The following is a 19,115-nucleotide window of genomic DNA, read 5'->3' on the forward strand; positions in this document are numbered from 1 at the left end:
GGCGGTAAGGAACATGAGGTGACACGAAGCCAGTCAAGTAGCGCCGCTATCTTAGTTTTCCTACAGGGTGCACTGTTCTGGACTGCATCAACTGCCGCTACCGGTTTTTTTCCACTCCTGGCTGCGAACCTGCGCCTGTCTGCCTTTGAGGCAGGAATGTTTCTCGCCGGAGCCGCCCTCGGGCGAACGTTATTTCAGCCTTGCGCGGGACTGATCATAAGCCCGGGCAACGCGGGTCGCTACTACCTGACCGGCCTGGGATGTTCTCTCGTCAGTAGCATTGTGATGGCCTACTGCGACCATGCAATTCTGGTGATATCGGCACGCTTTGTGGAAGGAGTGGGCTTGTCATTGTTCGTTGTATCTTGGCGAACGTTGCTGAACCGGATGGCTGGCCTTCCCGGTTTCGACGCTGTCAATGAGAGCTATGTGTTATCACAGAACACCGGCCGGTTGATTGGACCTGCCATCGGCGGCGTGCTTGTGGCTCACTTCGGTATCCAGGCTGCCTTTGTCTTTCCGGCGCTACTGTATTCGTTATGCCTTCTGGTTTCGAGCCATCGACAGGATTCCACCCGAGCCGAGTCTTGCCGGAAGGAACGAACCTCAACGAAGTTCTCGGATCAGATTCACGCCCTTCGGCAGCAAACAAGCATCTTGTTCGTTCACCACGTGCAGTTCTTCTGCCTGGGACTGTGGCTGGCGGGCTGGCCAATCTATGCAGTTGCAGCACATCGGCTCTCGCCCGAGCAGCTGGGCTATTCGTTTACGATGGCAGCGGCCGGAGGATTGGCCTTATTCCTCGCCAGGCCTTGGACGTCGAGGCTTTCTATCCGACACAGATTGGCCCTGGCCTTGACCTTACTGTGCGCGCAACCCTTGGCAGCACTATTCACACAGCATTGGTCGCTGTTGCTTGGCCTTGGTTTCGCAGTGGGTGGGCTGGGGGTCTCTATTTATTTCACGAGCTTTCACCGCTTGCTGACTGACAGCTATTCACTGGAACAGATCCCGTTCGTCTATGGCATGCTGGGGTCCAGCACTTTTCTATGCCAGGCCGCCGGACAAGCGATCACTCCCTTCTTGTCGGAATTTTTTTCGCCGGAAGCCCCAATCCTCCTTGATGCCGTGATGTTGGTGGGGTGTTTTACTTTTCTTGCCTTGGCCAAAGTAAGGCAAAGCCTCCCTTGATAGGTGGGGGCAAGATACCCGTGACGTCGTAGTATGCAAGCCCGGGGACGCCGGTGACGGAGGCGGATATTCTGGTCGCTTGCCGAAAACGGCTCACCGGATACAAGCGGGGGAACGGCGTTGAATTCCTCCGTGGTCTGCCGCGTAATGCGGTCTGGAAGATCCGGAGGCAGGCGTTGCGGACGCTGCGGTGATTGTTGGTGGGCCCTTGTCTGGACACGGGAAACCCGCAATTGCCGGGGCTCGATGTTGAGCGGAAAATGGGCGAGCACGCGCAGCTATTGCTCGTGGCAGTTTCTCCAACTTCCTTCCGTAGCTCGACCCAACGACGCCGACCCCGCGCGCAGACCATCGTGACGTCCCCCGCCCACTCGCGCCAACCCCGGCTGCATTTCGACCTCACGACGATCCAGCTCTTCATCGCCGTCGCCGACCAGGGCAGCATCACCCGCGGCGCCGAACGCGTCCACCTGGCCCCGGCCGCCGCCTCCCGCCGCATCCTCGAGCTCGAATCCCAACTCGGCGTTTCCCTGTTCGAGCGCCTGCCCCACGGCATGGCCTGTACCGAAGCCGGCCGCGCGCTGCTCGCCCACGCCCGCGGCATTACCCACACCGTCCAGCGCATGCAGGACGACGCCGCGTCCTTCGTCGGCGGCGACCTCGGGGTGGTGCGGGTGGCCGCCCCCAAGTCCGCCGTGATCCAGTTCCTGCCGTTCGACATCCTGCGCTGCGCCACGGAATGCCCCGGTGTCCGGATAGACCTGCAGGAAATGAACAGCCAGGAAGTCCAGCAGTCGCTGCGCCGGGGCACCGTCGATATCGGTATCTATGAAGGCAGCCTGGGCGTGGTCGACCTGCCGACGGCGCCGTACCGGAGCGACCGGCTGGTGCTGGTGGTGGCGCGCGGCCATGCGCTGGCGAAGCGCAAGAAGGTGACGACGGAGGACGTGCTGGACTGTGACCTGATCGTGCTGGGCGAGAGTTCGGCGATTTCCGTGGGGCTGGAGCGGCTGGCGGAGGATGCGGGGCGGGTGTTGCGGATGCGCATGCGGGTGAGCGGGTTCGACAGCATCGCGGCGCTGGTGGCGCAGAATCTGGGTGGCGGGGTGATGCCGGAGGCGATTGCGCGTGAGGTGGCGGGCGGCAGCCGTTTCGTGCGGTTGCCCATCACGGGGGAGTGGGCGGCGCGGCATTTTGTGCTGTGCCATCGGCCCCACGGGACGCTGTCGTCAGCAGCGCTGAGCGTGCTGCAGGTGCTTGCGCAAAACGCGAAACCTGAATCCCGAAAATAGCGATAGCCCTGGGCCGGTGCATTGCGCAAGATGGACTCCAAACGATAGAGGAGACACGCAATGCAGCGCAGGCAATTTCTTCTGGCGGCCGCGGCCGGGCTGGCGGTGCCAGGCCTGGTGCGCGCGGCCAATGTGGCGGGGCCGGTTCGTATCGTGGTGGGCTTTGCTCCCGGCGGCGGCACGGATGTGCTGGCGCGGGTGATCGGGCAGAAGCTGGGCGTGATGTGGAACACCAGCGTGGTGGTGGAGAACAAGCCCGGTGCCACCGGTGCGATTGCCGCGGCCTATGTGGCCAAGCAGCCCCCTGACGGCACCACGCTGCTGATGGCGCATGTCAACAGCCATGCGATCGCGCCGGCGTTGTTGGACGTCAAGTACGACCCGCGCGCGGACTTCACGCCGATCTCGATGGTGGGGGTCACGCCCAATATGCTGACCTGCCGTCCGGAACAGAAGGTGCGCACGGTTTCGGACATCGTGGCGCTGTGCCGCAAGAACCCGGGCAAGATCTCGTTCGGCTCGTCGGGCATCGGCTCGGCGCAGCACCTGGCGCTGGAACTGTTCCGGATGCAGGCGAAGATCGACGTGGTCCACGTGCCGTACAAGGGCTCGGGGCCCTTGGTGGCGGACCTGCTCGGCGGCCAGATCGACTATGCCTTCGACACCATGACCGCGGCCACGCCGTTCGTCCAGCAGGGCAAGGTGATCGCGATCGCGCAGACGCGCCTGAAGCGCGCGGCCAGCCATCCAAGCGTGCCGACACTGGCGGAGTCGGGCTTCCCGGGCCTGGACGCGGCGTCGTGGTACGGGCTGGTCGGCCCGAAGGGGATGCCGCCGGCGCTGGCGCAGCGCATGAACGAAGACGTCAACCGCGTGCTGGCGATGCCGGACGTGGCGGAGCGGCTGAAGAGCTTCGGCGCCGAGGACTCGGGCGGATCGAACCAGCAGTTCGCCGCCTACATCACCGCGGAATCGGCCAAATGGGCCAAGGTGATCAAGGACGCCGGCGTGAAGGCGGAAAGCTGATGGGCGACCGCCGACGCACCGATGCACGCAGCACGAACCAATTTCCCAGGATGCAACCGATGATGGATTCCCGCGACGCAAGCGCCGACACAACCCACGCCAACGCTGCGCGCCTGCCGCTTGCCGGCGTACGCGTGCTCGATGTCAGCCAGGTCATGGCCGGCCCTTACGCCTGCATGCTGCTGGCGGACCTGGGCGCCGACGTGATCAAGATCGAGCCGCCCGACGGCGGCGACCAGACGCGCGGCTCGATGGGGTTCAAGATGAAGGGCCCGGACAGCATGGGTTTCCTCAACATGAACCGCAACAAGCGCAGCGTCACGCTGGACCTGAAGACCGAATCCGGCCGCGAGGTGCTGTACCGGCTCGCGGAAACCGCCGATATCCTGGTCGAGAACTATCGCCCCGGTGTGATGAAGCGCCTGGGCATCGACTACGAGACGCTCAGCCATGTCAACCCGAAGCTGGTCTACTGCAGCATCTCCGGCTTTGGCCAGAGCGGGCCGTGGGCGACGCGGCCGGGTTTCGACCTGATGGCGCAGGCGATGTCGGGGGTGATGAGCGTGACGGGCTACCCTGGCGGCGCGCCGGTGAAGGCTGGCGTGCCGGTGGCCGATATCGGCTGCGCGCTGTTCGCGACCTACGGCATGCTGTCCGCATATATCGGCGCGAAAGAGACCGGCAGGGGGCAGTATGTCGATGCGTCGCTGTTCGATTCCGCGCTGGCGTTCTCGGTGTGGGACACCTGCGAATACTGGGGCACCGGGCGCGAGCCCGAGCCGCTCGGCACGGCCAACCGCATGAGCGCGCCGTACCAGGCGATGAAAGCGGCCGACGGCTACTTCGTGATGGGCGCGACCAACCAGAAGCTGTGGCAGTTGCTGTGCAAGACGCTGGACCGGCCCGACCTGCTGGCGGACGAACGCTTTGCCACCGTCGCGCTGCGCCTGGCCAACCGGCAGGCGCTGATCGGCGCGCTGGAAGACAGCTTCGGCAAGCACAGTGCCGACTACTGGATCGAGCAGCTGCTGGAAGTCGGCATCCCGGCCGGGCCGATCCTGACCTACCCGCAGGCGTTCGACAGCGAGCACGGCAAGCACCGCCAGATGCGCATCGAGATCGATCATCCGATCGAAGGCAAGGTGCCCAATATTGGCTTCGCGGTGAAGATGGGCGGCACGCCGCAGCAGGTACGGCGCCCGCCGCCGCTGCTGGGCCAGCACACCGCCGAGATTCTTGACGAGCTGGGCATGTCGCACGACGAACAGCAGTCGCTGGCCGCGGCCGGCGCATTCGGCGCATGAGCGCCCCGCAGCAGGCTCCCGGCGAAGGGCAGGTCACGCTGACGCGACAGGGCCAGATCGCGACGCTGACCTTCGACCGCCCGGCGGCGCGCAATGCGATGACATGGGCGATGTACGGGCAGCTCGCCGGGCACTGCCGCGCCCTCGCCGCGGAAGGCACTGCCGGCGCGCGCGTGGTGGTGCTGCGCGGCGCGGGCGGCGAGGCCTTTGTCGCGGGGACCGACATCGCGCAGTTCCAGCAGTTCTCGGGCGGCGATGATGGGGTCGCGTACGAGGCGCGCATCGACGAGGGCATCGCGCTGGTCGAGCAATTGCCGATGCCTACCGTTGCGGTCATCGAAGGCTGGGCGGTTGGCGGCGGGCTTGCCATCGCCACCGCGTGCGACTTCCGGGTGGCGACGCCCAAGGCCCGTTTCGGCGTGCCGATCGCGAAGACGCTGGGCAATACGCTTTCCGCGCAGAACCTGGCCAAGCTGCGCGCGGCGTGGGGACTGCAGCCGGTGCGACGCATGCTGTTGCTTGCGCAGATTCTCGATGCCGATGCGGCGTTGGCCTGCGGCTTTCTGGAGGGCGTGCATGCGCCAGAGGCGCTGGACGCCGAAGTCGCCGCGCTGTGCGAGCGGCTCGGCGCACTGGCGCCGGTGACGCAGGCGGTCATCAAGGAGTCGTTGCGCCGCCAGACCGTGGCGGCGGTGGCCGATACCGACGATCTGGTGCGGCAGTGTTATGGCAGCGAGGACTTCCGGGAAGGGGTGGAAGCGTTCGTTGGCAAGCGTCCGCCGGTGTGGAAAGGGCGTTGATTCTTCGGGATCGCCCGACGCTATAGATAAAGGCGTCGGGCCGATTCACTGGTCGGCGGGCATCGGTCGCTGGTGCCGTTCAGCCGTCCAGCTACCTCACCGGCACGGAATAAACCACCCGCACAAACTTCCGTGCCGGCTGCCGGTCTACCACTACGCCGCCCATCGCTTCCGCAATCCGGCGGCTCTTCCAGTTCTGCTCGGCGGCCGGATATACAAAGCGCGCCGGCCGTAGGGTGGCCGTCGCCCACGCCCACACGGCCAGCACCGCTTCCTTGCCAAAGCCGTGCCCATGGGCGTCTTCGCGGATCCAGATGCCGAACTCCGGCGCCGGCGTGTCGGCATGATGCAGCCCGGCCAGACCGAGGAAACAACCGTCGCTGGTCCGGCGGACCGTGAAAATGAATTCCGTTCCGTCTTCCATGGCCGGCAGCCAGGCTTGCCAGACGTCGCGAAACGCCTCGGGCGACGGGGCGGGATCCCATTCCATGTAGCGGGCAAGCGTGGGGGTAATGCAGGGCCACGCCTCGGCTGCGTCGTGCCCGCGGAAGGGCGACAGGGTCAGGCGGTCGGAGTGGATCAGCGGGAAGGGGACGGGCATGGAGGGTTAGGCTGGGTCGGCCAGAAGTTGGGCGCCCTTCAGCGGCAGTGTACGCCGACAATGGCGTAATCGCGCCTGCAACCCGACGCAGGACAACGGAAGACGATTTCCGCGGCGGCGTCAGGAGACCTTGCTTACAGAGTCGTCTTAACGTCACGAACCTCGCATATCCGGACAATTCTCCAATTGCATTGCAGATGCCCTGCGTCCATGGTTGTCACTTGACAACCGTAAGCTACGTCTCTAGCCTTGGAGAAATCGATGGCCCGTGCCCAACACCCCAAGAAGGACATTGAAGTTGCGTTAAGACACGCCGAGTCTCGCGGCTGGCGTGTCGAGGCGGCGAAAGGCAGGGGCCATGCCTGGGGACGGATCTACTGTTCGCACCATGACAGCGCATGCCGTGCTGGGGAATTCTGTGTCATCAGCATCTATTGCACACCCAGGAGCCCATCCAACCACGCCACCCGGATCCGTCGGATCGTGGACAACTGCTTGCATCGGTACGAAATCCTCGCGCCGGTCGAGCTGACGGAAAAACCACCGCCATGGAATACGCGTTCACCTTAAGATACCAGTTGTCGGCGGATGACAGCGATCCCGACACGCTGGTCGAACGACTCTACGAAGCCGGATGCGACGATGCAACCGTGGGCACCGGCGTGGCGGGCCGGATTGCGCTGGCGTTCGACCGGGAAGCGGAATCAGCGGCCGACGCCATCGTCAGCGCGCTCACCGATGCCAGGCGCGCCATGCCGACCGCCACGCTGATCGAAGCGGCACCGGACCTGGTTGGCCTGACGGACATTGCCGACACCCTCGGCATGTCGCGCCAGAACATGCGCAAGCTGATGCTTGGCCATCCGGCTTCCTTTCCCCCGCCGGTGCATGAAGGCGCAAGTGCGTTCTGGCATTTGTGGGAGGTGCTGTTGTGGATGAATGGCAAGGGTTACGAGATCGAACAGCCGCTGATGGACGTCGCTGCGGCCGCGATGCAGGTCAATCTGGCCAGGAGCGCCGGAAACATCGTCCCGGCGATGGAGCGGCGGCTCCGCAAGCTGGTGGCCTGAGGCAGCGCGGCGCGGATTCCGCGCCCATGCCCTCGCGTTGTCAGGCGTCTGGCAGTTCAAGCCGCAGCGGCTGCGCCAGCCAGCGCTCTTCACAGTTGTTTCCATCGCCGCCGCGGTCCACCACCGCGAAGCATGAGGGTGCGTCCAGGGCCAGCAGCATGTGATGCCAGACACCGGCGCGGTAATTGACGCCTTGCCTGCCGTTGGTGATGAACGCCCGCACTGACTCGACTTCCAGCGCGTCGCCGGCCGGCGCGACCACGACCAGGAAAGGGCGCTCCGAAAGCGGGATGAACGCCTGGCTCCCGAGCGGATGGCGCTCCAGCATGGCGATTTCCATCGGCAAGGCGTAGGGGCTGGCCTCGAACAGGTTGATCAGCGCACGGCCGCCGCCGAGTTCGACCGCTGCCAGGTCATGGTGGCGCGTGACCATGCCCCCGTTGATCGGAATGGCGCCGGGATCGCCTGCAGGGCGGGTCTCGATGACGTCGCCGAAGGGCGCAAAGGCGGCTGCGTTCAGCGGCTGCGGGTGCAGCCGCATGCGGGCGACTGCCATGTGCGCAAGCGTGGTTTCCATCAATAAGTCTCCGGATCTGGGAATCGCGGCAAGCGGCTGACCGCCGCGCTAGTGACGCCGTGAATGGCTTGACTGGTCAGACCAGTTGAGCCGGATTCTGCAGCAAGTCACGGCGGAGCACAAGCCGATCAGCGGCCGTTGTTTCGCTAATTGCGCACGTATCCGGGCTTTCCCCCACATCGCATCGCCTTGACACCGGCAAGGGGCCTCCCTACCATTCGGCATCTATTGGTCAGACCGGTATGACGATGAGCCGGCCGTAGCCGGATGGCGTCGATGACTCGAACAACCAAGGAGACTTCCATGATTCCGACAGAAACCGCGCATGCCGGCCCGGACGGCATAGCCGCGCCGCAGGCGCACGCCCAGGCCAGGGAGGACGCGGTGTACCGCAAGGTGGCCTGGCGGCTGCTGCCGTTCCTGATGCTGTGCTATGTGGTGGCCTATCTGGACCGGGTCAACGTGGGCTTTGCCAAGCTGAACATGCTGGCCGACCTGCAGTTCAGCGAGGCGGTCTACGGCCTGGGCGCGGGCTTGTTCTTTATCGGTTATTTCTTTTTCGAGGTGCCCAGCAACCTGCTGATGCACCGCATCGGCGCCAAGGCCACGATCTCGCGCATCATGATCCTGTGGAGCCTGATCTCCGCGGCGATGATGTTCGTGCAGACCAGCACGCAGTTCTACGTGCTGCGCTTCCTGCTGGGCGCGGCCGAGGCCGGCTTCTATCCCGGCATGATCCTGTACCTGACCTACTGGTTCCCGTCGCACCGGCGCGCGCGCATGGTGGCGCTGTTCATGGCTGCGATCCCGATCTCGGGCATCTTCGGCGGGCCGCTGTCGGGTTGGGTCATGGAAGCCATGCACGGCGTCAACGGCCTGCGTGGCTGGCAATGGATGTTCGTGATCGAGGCGGTGCCGTCGCTGCTGGTGGGCGTGGCCGTGCTCTGGTACCTGGACAACAACATCCAGTCCGCGCGCTGGCTGACGGCGGACGAAAAGGCGCTGCTGGAGCGTAATATCGCCGCGGAGAACGCACATAAGAGCGCGCACATGTCGCTGCGCAATGTGGTGACCGACCCGCGCGTGCTGCAAATGACGATGATCTGCTTCTGCACGGTGATGGGCCAGTACGGGCTGACCTTCTGGCTGCCCACGCTGATCAAGCAGACCGGGGTGAAAAGCGTGCTGGACGTGGGCCTGCTGACCGCGATCCCGTTCGGCGTGGCGGTGTGTTCGATGATCCTGGTCAGCCGCAGTTCGGACCGCATGCGCGAACGCCGCTGGCATCTGATCGTGCCCTTCTGCTGCGCGGCCACGGGCCTGGTGCTGAGCGCCGTGTTCAGCCACAACACCGCGCTGTCGCTCGCCGCGCTGGCGTTGGCGGCCGGCGGCAGCCTGGCCACGTCGCCGCTGTTCTGGAGCCTGCCCACCTCGATTCTGTCGGGCGTGGGCGCCGCGGCGGGGATTGCGCTGATCAACTCGTTCGCCAACCTTGCCGGCTTTATCAGCCCGTACATGATCGGGCTGATCAAGGATGCCACCCAGAGCACCGATGCCGCGATGTTCGTGCTGGCGGCGGTGCTGCTGTGCGGCGCGTTGCTGACTTACTCGGTGCCGGCCAAACTGGTCAACAAGTAAGGGGCGGGGCGGGCCGGATTGTCGGCTAGAATTTCCGGCAGCCGGCCCTGCGCCCTGGCTTTCCGTTAAGCGTCCCCTTACTGGTTTTCCCCGCACGTATGACAGGATCTTCCGCCTCCGTCGCCAACCAGGCCGTCAGCCTTATCCAGCAATGGGTGCGCGACGGCACGTTCCCCGCGGGCACGCTGCTGCCGGCGCAGCGGGAACTGGCGGCGAAGGTCGGCATCAGCCGCGCGTCATTGCGCGAGGCGATCTCCACCCTGCAGGGCATGGGCGTGGTGGTGTCGCGTCCGGGCAAGGGCGTCTATGTGACCGCTGCCGGTGACAGCGCCGCAGCCACGCCGCCGTGGCGCTTTGCCGCCACGCATTCGCTGATCGATATCTACCAGCTGCGCTTTGCGCTGGAAGGGCTGACCGCGCGGCTGGCCGCGCTGGCCATCTCCGCCGGCGAAATCGAGCAGCTGCGCCAGAACGCGGCCACCATGCAGCGGGCGATCGAGGCCGATGCCTACGACGAGGCCTCGCAGCTGGACTATGAGTTCCACACGCTGATCGTCACAGTGTCTGGCAACCAGGTCATCCGCGAGATCCTGCGCGAAAGCGCCGAGGTGATGCGCGAGAGCCAGCGCCTGCCGTACTACCGGCGCGGCGCGCGCAACGCCACCTTCCTCGAGCACAGCGCCATCATCGAGGCGCTGGCCGCGCGCCAGCCGGAACAGGCGCAGCGTGCGATGGAGCGTCACATCATGTTGGCGGCACGCCGGGCCGGCGTGCATTTCCCTACCGGCGACGAAAAGGATGAGTGAGCTCCGGCGCGAACGGACGCCGGTCGCGCCACGCCTCAATCCAGCCGAATATTGTTTTCCTTGATCACATTGCCCCAGTACGCCTGGTCGGCACGCGTCGTCGCCGCGAAAGCCGCCGGCTGCGTGGTCTTGACGATCAGTCCCAGGTCCCCCAGCCGCTGGCGGATGTCGGGCGCAGCCATCACCGTTTCCACGTCGGCCGAGATCTTGTCGACGATGGCCTGCGGCGTGCCGGCCGTGGTGAACAGGCCCAGCCACGCCGGGCCGTCCAGGCCCTTGTAGCCGAGTTCCTGGAAGGTGGGGACATCGGGCAGCATCGGTGCGCGGGTGTTGCCGGTCACTGCCAGCGGCTGCAGCTTGCCGGTGCGCGCATGCTGGCGCACCGTCATCGGCGACAGCGTGCCCAGCGAGATCTGGCCGCCGATCAGGTCGGTGGCGATCGGCGCTTCGCCCTTGTAAGGCACGTGGACCAGCTGGGCGCCGGCATTCTTCAGGAACACCTGCATGTAGAGGTGGGCGCCGGTGCCGATGCCATAGGTGCCATAGGAAAACTTGTCCGGCTGGGACTTGGCCTGGGCCACCATTTGCGGCAGCGTGCGCGGCATGGCGCTGCTGGCGGTCAGCACCAGGCTGGAGGTGCACAGCTGGCCGATCGCGGTCAGGTCGCGCAGCGGGTCGAACGGCGGCTTCGCCACCATATAAGGGGTCTGCACCAGGCTGGGCAGGCCGAGCAGGAGCGTGTAGCCGTCCGGCTGCGCCTTGGCGACCACGTCGGCGCCGATCATGCCGCCCACGCCGGGACGGTTCTCGACGATCACCGGGCGCTGCCACAGCTTGCCCAGCGGGTCACCCAGCGCGCGCGCCAGCACGTCGGTGGCGCCGCCGGGCGGGTAGGGCACGACCAGCCGCACCGGACGCGCCGGCCAGGACTGCTGGGCCCGGGCCGGGCCGATGCCCAGGGTTGAAGCGGCGGCGGCCAGGGATCCGGCTCCCAGCCAGTGCAGGGCCTTGCGGCGGTCGGCTTGCATGGTGTTTCCTCCAGTGGTTGACGTCGTGTCGGCAGGCGGCCCTGGCGTAGGTGGATCGGTGCGCCGGTGGCCACGGCAAGGCGCAGCGTACGAGGCCGCGATGCGTCGAGGCATCGGCGGGATGGACGAAAACGGTGGGGAGTAGTTACCCGGATCGGGTTTGCGCAGGAGGGGATGCTGGATGCGGGCCGCGCCGCAATCCGAACCGCGGCATCGCTTATGATGGCGCCGCCGCTGCGGGCGCGTTCAGTCAGTCCGGTCCGTGCGGCGCTTGATCCATTTCCTGCTTGAACCCTCATGGCTCGCCTGAAACTCGACCTGCCCGCCGACCAGCTTTGCTACGCCACGCACCTCACTGTGCGCGTGACGGACATCAATTCGGCCAACCACCTTGCCAATGATTCGATGATCTCAATGATTTCGGAGGCGCGGGCGCGGTTCCTGTTCGAATTCGGCAGCGAGGATGTGCGCGAGGAAGGCGTCGGCATCATCGTCACCGACCTGGCGACGATGTACCGCAACGAGGCCCATGCGCGCGACCAGTTGCTGTTCGAGGTGGGCGTGATGGACTTCAACAAGTACGGCGGCGACATCATCTTCCGCATTACGCGGCCGGCCGATGGCGCGTTGATCGCGATGGCCAAGTCGGGCTTTGTCTTCTTCGACTACGTGGCCAAGCGGGTGGTGGCGATGCCGGCGGGATTCGCCGGGCGCTTCCCGAAGGTGAACTGGGTGGAATAGCCGCTGGCGTGGCGCGGTCCGCAGACAGCGCCACCTGTTTGGGAAGGAGCCGGCTCAGGCCTTGCGCTCGCCGCCAAGCGCCTCGGTCAGGTCGACCAGCATGCCGGACAGCTCGCCGGCCATCATGGTGAAGTCCGCGTCGAAGCGCTCGTCTTCATCGTGCGCGGTGCCGTCGGCCTGTTCCTTGATCACGTCGAGCGGCGCGACTTTCTTGACCACCAGCCCGTCGGTCAGCACGAACGAGACGCGGTCGTTCCAGGTCATCGCCAGGCGCGTGCAGCGCTTGCCGGCGGCGATATGGCGGCGCAGGTCTTCGGGGTCGAGCGGGTGGCGCACGTAGCGGACCGTGGCCTTGCTTTCGGCGCCGGACTGCAGCTCGATTTCCTGGTCGACGGTAAAGCCGGCGGGGGCCGCATCGCCGGCCAGCCATTCGGTCATGGCCGCCACCGGCGACTGGTTGACGTGCAGGTTGATCAACGGCAGCGGGTCCAGCGCCTTGAACAGCATGCCGCGCACTTCATCGGCCTTGGCCGCGGCGGCGGCATCGATGGCGAGCCAGCCGTTGTCAGGATCGATCCATACGCGCGTGTCGCGACGGATGCTGAAGGCGCGCGGCAGCAGCTCTTCGGTGACCTGCTCCTTCAGTTCCTTCATTTGCTTGCGGCCCGGCTTGTAGCCTTGCTGCTCTTCGATCTCGGCGGCGCGGGCGCGCGTGACCTGGTTGACCACGGTGGTGGGCAGCAGCTTCTTTTCGGTGCGCAGCGTCAGCAGCATCTGGCGGCCGACGGTGTGGACCAGCTGGCCGTTGTCGCGCGGCGAGGCCCAGCCCTGCGTCTGCATCTCGAGGCTGGTGCCGGGAAAGAAGGCGTGCTTTGCCAGGCTGGCTTCGACCTCGTCGGCGCTGGGCGACCACGGGGCGGAGAAACGATGGACCTGCAGATTCTTGAACCACATGGGGAATTCGGCCAAAGGGACGAATTCTATCCGCTCGCGACGCGCGGCCGCGAAAAAGTGGGCCGCCGCACGGCACATGGGCCGCGCGGCGGATGACCGCAAGCCCCGCTTTACAGGTCGAGCCTGGTGATCTTGCTGCCTTCGAAGCTCAGGCCCGCCATCAGGCCGGCATTGGTCAGCACGAAGCCGACGATGGGCTGCTGCGCGGTGTTGGTGTCGAGCACGCCGTTTGCGCCAATCGTGGCCAGCGCGACGGTGGCATCCACGCCCGCGGTCCAGCCGCTGCTGCGCACGAACTTGTCGTAGGCGTCCTGCGTCATGAACATCAGGATCACGGCCTTGGACTGCGCCCCGATCTGCCAGCCGACCGAGCCGGAGACCAGCCGGTAATAGCCGCGCGTGCCGCCACCCGAGCGCAGCGCGCCGTCGCCATACTCGCCGCCGACGATAAAGCCCGCCGACAGGGTCTTCGGGAACACCAGGATGCCGCGCGCGCGGCTGCCCAGCTCGCGCGAACCGTTGACCGAGCTGTACAGGCGCGACAGCGTGGCGTCCGCGCCGGAATCCAGTTCACGCCGGCGCGCGGCCTTGTCGGCGGGCGCGTCGGGCTTGGTGGTGGTGCACGCGCCGGTGGCCAGCGTGCCGAGGGCCAGACCCGCGCTGGCCGAAAGGAAGGTTCGACGTTTCATCTCGTCTCCTTGGTGTTGTTGTCGCCTTTGAAGCATAGGCGCCGAAATCACCCGGGCAAATGATTCAGGACAACGAGTCGTTTCCATTTGTGACGAAGGTGGTGCAAGACGGCCGTTCGCGGCAAGAATAATGGGCCTTGCGCCCGGTACGTCCCATGGCTGGCTTATGGCTACCATGTGACCGTCGCTGCGCCGTCACCGCATCTTGATGAGTCATGAAGAAACTTCTCACTGCCTTGCCGCTGCTTCTGCTGGCCGCCTGCGCCTCCCAGCCCCCGGGGATTTCCACTGACGCCGCGGCATCGGCTCCGGCGGCCGACACCGGCAGCGAATGGCAGACCCTGCGCGCCAAATACATGGATTGCACGCAGAAGAAGGCCAACGACAACCTGTCGGCCAAGGGCCAGTCCAAAGACGTGGCCGACCTGGCGCTGTCGGCGTGCCAGCCGGAACTGGACGCGATGCACCAGTCGTTCCGCAGTTATCTCAATGCACAGATGTCGTCGTCACACGGCAAGAGCAGCGCGCGCCAGGCTGCGGCGCGCGTGACCAGCGACACCCGCGACAAGGCGCGCAATTACCTGGTGCGCTACGTCGAGCGCGAGCGCTACCTGGCCCGCCAGAACTGACGGCGGGCCCGCCGCCGGCTCAGAGCATTTCCAGCGGCGCCGGGCCGTCGGGCGGCGGGAAGATGCGGTCGATCTCGGCCAGCTGCGCCGGCGACAATGTCTTCGACAGCGCCTCCAGGTTTTCCTGCAGGCGCTCGCGCCGGCTGGTCTTGGGGATGGCGATGACGCCGTCCTGCGCCAGCAGCCACGCCAGTGCCGCCTGTGCCGCGCTCATGCCGTGGTCGCGCGCGAAGCGCTTGAGCCCGGGATGGCCCAGCAGGCGCGACTGCTCGATCGGGGAATAGGCCATCACCGGCACGCCGCGCTGGCGCAGCCACGGCAACAGGTCCCCGCGGCCGCCGCCCGGCACGTCCCACAATTCCTGCATATCGGACAGGTCCAGGTTGCTGACGCCCCAGTGGCGGATCTTGCCGTCGCGCTGCAGCGCCTCCATGGCCTGCACGGTCTCTTCCAGCGGCACGCCGCCGCGCCAGTGCAACAGGTACAGGTCGATGCGGTCGGTGCCCAGCCGCTGCAGGCTGCGCTCGCACGCCTGCACCGTGCCGCGCCGGCTGGCGTTGAACGGGTAGACCTTGCTGACCAGGAAGGCCTGGTCGCGCCGGCCGGAGATGGCCTCGCCGATCATGGCCTCGGACTGGCCCTCGCCGTACATCTCGGCGGTATCGATCAGGCGCAGGCCCAGGTCCAGCCCCAGGCGCAGCGTGGCAATTTCTTCCGCGCGCGCGGCGGGCGACTCGCCCATATTCCATGTGCCCATGCCGAGCGCCGGGACGCGCTGGCCGTCGGGCAGGGTGACTTGCTTCATCGCTTGGCTTCCAGGTTGGCCGGGGCCGGGCGCCCGGCGGCACCCAACCACACTAGTTAACAACACCGGCAATGTACAACCCGCGCGCGCCGGGAATGCTTCAAACCAGTCCGGTCAGAAAATACAGCGCGATGACGAAGAACACCGCGCCGGTCTTGATCAGCGTGACCGCGAAGATATCGCGGTAGGACTCGCGGTGGCTGCTGCCATTACGATCAGGAGCTGGTCACGTTCACCGGTGCTGGTGGCGATACTCCTGCGTGCGCCCGCCGTAGCCATAGGCCGCGGCGCGGGCGTCGATCACATGGACGTAGGAGACCGGATGCAGCTTGCCCAGCAGGCCGGACATGGTCTCGAACACGGCCGCGATGAACTGCGCCTTCTCCGCCTTGGTGTTGGTTTCATCGGTCACGCTGATATCCAGGTGGAAGGCATTGCGGCCCTGCACGGACAGCGGCGCGTCGGCGATGATCCAGCTGTCGTGCGGGATGTACTGGACCGTCACGGCGATGACGTCGCGCTGCTTGCCGAGCACGCGCTCGGTCAGGTCGGCGATGGCCCTGGCGCTGCGGCGGGTGAGGTCGGCATCGGGCTGGCCGGACAGGTGCAGGACGATGTGGGGCATGGCGGGCTCCTTGGGTTTGAGCGGTTTGGTGAAGCCATGGTAGGGCGTGGTGTAGTATCGGAAAAGCGGGAATAACCGATGCCTTCCATCGGCTATGCCGAAATGATTCCAACCCTGCCTGGAGGCTTGCCATGCGTGGCTTCGACACCGACCAGTTGCGCACCTTCGTGACGGTTGCCGACAGCGGCAGCCTGTCGGCCGCGGCGCCCAGGCTGTTCCTCTCGCAGTCATCGGTCAGCGAGCAACTGCGCAAGCTGGAAGAGCGCGCCGGCGTGCCGCTGCTGACGCGCGGCCGCCACGGCGCGCAGCCGACACCGGCCGGGCAGCGGCTGCTGGCGCACGCGCGGCGCATCCTTGACCTGAATGAGCTGGCCTTGCAGGAGCTGCGCGGCCACGCGCTGGAAGGCGAGTTGCGCCTGGCGGTGACCGACTATTTCCGCCCCGGCGAGATTGCCGGCATGCTGCGGCGCCTGCGCGAGCGCTATCCGTACCTGCGCCTGCACGTGACGGTGATGAAGAGCGCGGCGATCGATGCCGCCGCCGAGCGTGACACCTTCGATATCGGCCTCAGCATGCGACTGCCAGGGACGCGCGGGCCGGCCGCGCGTGGCACAGTGCTGCGTCGCGAGCCCCTCGCCTGGGTCGCGGCACCGGCCGAGGCCGACAGCCTGCCGGCGACCCTGCCACTGGTGCTGCTGCCCGATACCTGTTCGCTGCACCAGTACGTGGTGCAGCGGCTGCTGCGCAAGCGGGTGCCGTTCGAGATCGCGCACTCCGCGTCCGGCGTGGCCGGACTGCATCTGGCGCTGGCGGCGGGGCTGGGCGTGTCATGCCTGAACGCGTCGGCGATCGGGCCGGGCGTGGCGCCGCTGGACGCCGCCACCGTCGCGCGGCTGGGATTGCCGCGGCTGCCCGAAGCGGAGTTCTTTCTTCTGCCAGCGCGGCGAGGGGAGTCGGCCTTCATTGCGCAAGCGCGCGATGCGCTGGCTGCACAACTGGCCTAGCGGGGCCGCTCCAAGTCAGAAAAGGATCACAAATCGGCCGACGCCAGTGGGTGCGTTGTGTTGAAAGCAACATATCCGGATTGGGAATAGGAATAATTCGCAATCTCGTTGACCATGACAATTCCGTAATCGATAATTCGCCGGCTTTTTCAAGTTATTACAGTCGATTACAGGCCATGAGAATAAAACTTCACCCGATATGTGCCGCGGTGGCGGGGAGCTTCGTTTTTCAACCGATGCTGGTGTGGGCGCAGTCCACACCGGCGACGCCGGCGCAGTTGCCGGAGGTCACCGTCAAGGCGGACGTCAGCCGTGAGCTGGGCGCGGGCTACAACCCGCCCAACGCGGTCAGCGCGACCAAGACCGAAGCGCCGCTGCGCGACGTGCCGCAAACCGTCAACGTGGTCACCGCCGAGGTCATGCGCGACCAGCACGCCACCTCGATGCAGGACGCGCTGAAGAACGTGCCGGGCGTGTCGTTCTCGCACGGCGACGGACAGCGCGACCAGGTCTCGATCCGCGGCTTCACCGCCATCGCCGACCAGTTCGTCGACGGCATCCGCGACGATGCGCTGTACTTCCGCGACATGTCCAACGTCGACCGGGTCGAAGTCATCAAGGGACCGGCCGCGGTGCTGTACGGGCGCGGTTCATCGGGCGGCCTGATCAACCGCGTGACCAAGAAGCCGGGCATCGACGTCACCGACTTCGCGCTCAGCTACGGAATGTGGGCCGACCGCCGCGCCGAAGCCGACGTTGGCCGCGTGTTCGCCGACGGCGCCGCGGCGTTCCGTATCACGGGCGCGGTGCAGAAGGCCAACAGCTACCGCTCGCAGCAGTTCCTGGACCGCGCTGCGATCGCGCCGTCGCTGGAGCTGCGCGTCGCGCCCGAGACCACCGTGCTGTTCCAGGCCGACTACCTGGAAGACCGCCGCGTCACCGACTTCGGCATCCCGGCGTACCGCGGGCGGCCGGTGGACGTGCCCGCGTCGCGCTACTACGGCGCGGCCAACGCGCGCGACGCCGACTACTCGCAGTCGCGTGTGTTCTCCGGCACCGCCACGATCAACCATCGCTTCAATGAGAACTGGTCGATCCGCAATGCCACGCGCTACTACCACTACTCGCTCGACCGCAACAACACGCTGACCGCCGCGGTCAACGAAGCGGCGCAGACCCTGACCATGAACCACGGCAATGTCCGCCGTGAGGAACATGGCTGGTTCAACCAGACCGACCTGATCCAGAAGGCGACGATCCTCGGCACCAAGCACGAGATCCTGTACGGCATGGAGATCGGCCAGCAGAACAAGGACCAGATCAACAACACCAAGCCGGTGCCGGGCACCTTCGACCTGTTCAACCCGGTGCTGCCGGTGCTGCCGCGCCTGGCGCCGGGCAACCCGACCACCTCGAACCTGGGCATCTTCGACACGCTGGCGTTCTACACCCAGGACATGATCACCTTCAGCGAGCAGTGGAAGGCGCTGGTCGGGGTGCGCTACGACAACTTCCAGCAGGAAACCCGCAACCGCATCGCCGGCCAGCGCGACCTGTCGCGCAGCGACTCCGCCTGGAGCCCGCGTGCCGGCCTGGTGTGGCAGCCGAGCAAGACCCAGTCGTACTACGTGTCGTGGAGCAAGTCGTTCCAGCCGTCGGGCGAGGCCTTTGCGCTGGCGGCCAACAATGCCGACCTGTCGCCGGAGACCACCAACAACACCGAGGTGGGCGCCAAATACGACTGGCTGAACGGCAAGGCCAGCACCACGATCTCGCTGTTCCGCCTGGAGCGCAGCAATATCAAGGTCGCCAACGCCACCAACACGGCGTTGCTGCCGATCGGCGAGCAGCGCACCGACGGCGTGGAACTCTCCGGCGCGGCCGAGCTGGGTAGCGGCTGGCGCATGCTGGCCGGCTACGCCTACCTGGACGCCACCATCACCAAGTCCAGCGCCGCGCTGCAAGGCAAGCGCGCCACCATCACGCCGCGCCACTCCGGCAACCTGTGGGTGACCAAGGACCTGGGCCACGGCTTCGGTGTCGGCCTCGGCGCCAACCTGGTCGGTGCGCGCTATGCCGACCCGCAGAACACCGTGACCCTGCCCGGCTACGTCACCGCCGACGCGATGGCCTGGTACCGCCGCGGTGCCTTCGAGGCCCAGCTGAACGTGTACAACCTGTTCGACAAGGGCTACATCGTCTCGGCGCACGGCACCAACGCCAACCTGAACATGCCGGGCGCTCCGCGCAGCGTCATGGCCACCCTGCGCTACCGCATGTAAAGCGCAGCATCGGGGACAAAAAAACCGGGCGGTTCCTCACCGCCCGGTTTTTT

At 66.2% G+C, this 19,115-nt stretch carries 19 protein-coding genes; 12 read left to right on the forward strand and 7 right to left on the reverse strand.

Translation table 11 applies throughout. From position 1 onward, the window contains the following. Positions 1–18 precede the first annotated feature (18 nt). The 5 genes from MKD38_RS21670 (at position 19) to MKD38_RS21690 (ending at position 5,613) form a co-directional block, all read left to right on the forward strand. Entirely contained in the window at positions 19–1,191 is a 1,173-nt protein-coding gene (locus MKD38_RS21670) for an MFS transporter (protein WP_252679885.1), read from the forward strand. A 353-nt stretch (positions 1,192–1,544) separates the two neighbouring features. After that, the gene (locus tag MKD38_RS21675) at positions 1,545–2,483 is read left to right on the forward strand and encodes a LysR family transcriptional regulator (RefSeq protein ID WP_252679887.1); all 939 of its coding nucleotides are present in this window, start codon (positions 1,545–1,547) and stop codon (positions 2,481–2,483) included. A 60-nt stretch (positions 2,484–2,543) separates the two neighbouring features. Further along, a complete protein-coding gene (locus MKD38_RS21680) occupies positions 2,544–3,509 on the forward strand; it encodes a Bug family tripartite tricarboxylate transporter substrate binding protein (protein ID WP_115710840.1) in 966 nt (321 codons plus the stop codon). 59 nt (positions 3,510–3,568) lie between these two features. Beyond that, positions 3,569–4,813 carry a CaiB/BaiF CoA transferase family protein gene (locus MKD38_RS21685; protein ID WP_371925727.1) on the forward strand — a complete coding sequence of 415 codons (1,245 nt, stop codon included), beginning with the start codon at positions 3,569–3,571 and terminating at the stop codon, positions 4,811–4,813. Next, a complete protein-coding gene (locus MKD38_RS21690) occupies positions 4,810–5,613 on the forward strand; it encodes an enoyl-CoA hydratase/isomerase family protein (RefSeq protein ID WP_252679889.1) in 804 nt (267 codons plus the stop codon). The genes MKD38_RS21685 and MKD38_RS21690 overlap by 4 nt, the downstream gene beginning before the upstream one ends. Positions 5,614–5,704: 91 nt before the next feature. Here MKD38_RS21690 and MKD38_RS21695 read toward each other — a convergent pair whose 3' ends face one another. Next, positions 5,705–6,214 (reverse strand): GNAT family N-acetyltransferase, encoded by a 510-nt coding sequence (locus tag MKD38_RS21695; RefSeq protein ID WP_252679891.1) that lies wholly within the window; start codon positions 6,212–6,214, stop codon positions 5,705–5,707. Between the two features lie 548 nt (positions 6,215–6,762). Here MKD38_RS21695 and MKD38_RS21705 point away from each other — a divergent pair. Beyond that, on the forward strand, positions 6,763–7,284 hold the full coding sequence (locus MKD38_RS21705) for a DNA-binding protein (RefSeq protein WP_252679895.1): 522 nt from the start codon (positions 6,763–6,765) through the stop codon (positions 7,282–7,284). Positions 7,285–7,324: 40 nt separating this feature from the next. On the opposite strand, the gene MKD38_RS21710 is transcribed toward MKD38_RS21705, so the two are convergent. Next, complete coding sequence (locus MKD38_RS21710; protein ID WP_252679902.1) at positions 7,325–7,861, reverse strand: ureidoglycolate lyase; 537 nt, start codon at positions 7,859–7,861, stop codon at positions 7,325–7,327. A gap of 303 nt (positions 7,862–8,164) precedes the next feature. On the opposite strand from MKD38_RS21710, the gene MKD38_RS21715 reads away from it, so the two are divergent. Both MKD38_RS21715 and MKD38_RS21720 read left to right on the forward strand, forming a co-directional pair. After that, the gene (locus tag MKD38_RS21715; protein ID WP_252679904.1) at positions 8,165–9,499 is read left to right on the forward strand and encodes an MFS transporter; all 1,335 of its coding nucleotides are present in this window, start codon (positions 8,165–8,167) and stop codon (positions 9,497–9,499) included. A 98-nt stretch (positions 9,500–9,597) separates the two neighbouring features. Further along, entirely contained in the window at positions 9,598–10,305 is a 708-nt protein-coding gene (locus MKD38_RS21720; protein WP_111519139.1) for a FadR/GntR family transcriptional regulator, read from the forward strand. Between the two features lie 35 nt (positions 10,306–10,340). Here MKD38_RS21720 and MKD38_RS21725 read toward each other — a convergent pair whose 3' ends face one another. Further along, positions 10,341–11,333, reverse strand: a complete 993-nt coding sequence (locus MKD38_RS21725; RefSeq protein WP_252679906.1) for a Bug family tripartite tricarboxylate transporter substrate binding protein — start codon at positions 11,331–11,333, stop codon at positions 10,341–10,343. Positions 11,334–11,630: 297 nt separating this feature from the next. On the opposite strand from MKD38_RS21725, the gene MKD38_RS21730 reads away from it, so the two are divergent. Continuing rightward, the gene (locus MKD38_RS21730) at positions 11,631–12,074 is read left to right on the forward strand and encodes a thioesterase family protein (protein ID WP_018006295.1); all 444 of its coding nucleotides are present in this window, start codon (positions 11,631–11,633) and stop codon (positions 12,072–12,074) included. 54 nt (positions 12,075–12,128) lie between these two features. On the opposite strand, the gene MKD38_RS21735 is transcribed toward MKD38_RS21730, so the two are convergent. Both MKD38_RS21735 and MKD38_RS21740 read right to left on the reverse strand, forming a co-directional pair. Further along, positions 12,129–13,028: a recombination-associated protein RdgC gene (locus tag MKD38_RS21735; protein ID WP_018006296.1), complete on the reverse strand. Its 900-nt coding sequence runs from the start codon at positions 13,026–13,028 to the stop codon at positions 12,129–12,131. 110 nt (positions 13,029–13,138) lie between these two features. After that, a complete protein-coding gene (locus MKD38_RS21740) occupies positions 13,139–13,717 on the reverse strand; it encodes a BPSL1445 family SYLF domain-containing lipoprotein (RefSeq protein ID WP_252679913.1) in 579 nt (192 codons plus the stop codon). A gap of 215 nt (positions 13,718–13,932) precedes the next feature. Here MKD38_RS21740 and MKD38_RS21745 point away from each other — a divergent pair, with 215 nt between their 5' ends. Next, the gene (locus MKD38_RS21745) at positions 13,933–14,346 is read left to right on the forward strand and encodes a hypothetical protein (RefSeq protein ID WP_252679915.1); all 414 of its coding nucleotides are present in this window, start codon (positions 13,933–13,935) and stop codon (positions 14,344–14,346) included. A 19-nt stretch (positions 14,347–14,365) separates the two neighbouring features. Here MKD38_RS21745 and MKD38_RS21750 read toward each other — a convergent pair whose 3' ends face one another. Together MKD38_RS21750 and MKD38_RS21755 are read right to left on the reverse strand one after the other, a co-directional pair. Further along, positions 14,366–15,151 (reverse strand): aldo/keto reductase, encoded by a 786-nt coding sequence (locus tag MKD38_RS21750; RefSeq protein ID WP_252679917.1) that lies wholly within the window; start codon positions 15,149–15,151, stop codon positions 14,366–14,368. 232 nt (positions 15,152–15,383) lie between these two features. Beyond that, positions 15,384–15,776 (reverse strand): tautomerase family protein, encoded by a 393-nt coding sequence (locus MKD38_RS21755; protein ID WP_252679919.1) that lies wholly within the window; start codon positions 15,774–15,776, stop codon positions 15,384–15,386. A 131-nt stretch (positions 15,777–15,907) separates the two neighbouring features. Between MKD38_RS21755 and MKD38_RS21760 the strand changes: the two genes are divergently transcribed. Together MKD38_RS21760 and MKD38_RS21765 are read left to right on the forward strand one after the other, a co-directional pair. Continuing rightward, the gene (locus MKD38_RS21760) at positions 15,908–16,780 is read left to right on the forward strand and encodes a LysR family transcriptional regulator (protein ID WP_115704785.1); all 873 of its coding nucleotides are present in this window, start codon (positions 15,908–15,910) and stop codon (positions 16,778–16,780) included. 176 nt (positions 16,781–16,956) lie between these two features. Further along, positions 16,957–19,062, forward strand: a complete 2,106-nt coding sequence (locus tag MKD38_RS21765; RefSeq protein ID WP_252679928.1) for a TonB-dependent receptor — start codon at positions 16,957–16,959, stop codon at positions 19,060–19,062. The last annotated feature ends 53 nt before the right edge of the window (positions 19,063–19,115 follow it).

The sequence above is a fragment of the Cupriavidus sp. WGlv3 genome (genome assembly GCF_023952475.1).
GTDB classification, from domain to species: domain Bacteria; phylum Pseudomonadota; class Gammaproteobacteria; order Burkholderiales; family Burkholderiaceae; genus Cupriavidus; species Cupriavidus phytorum.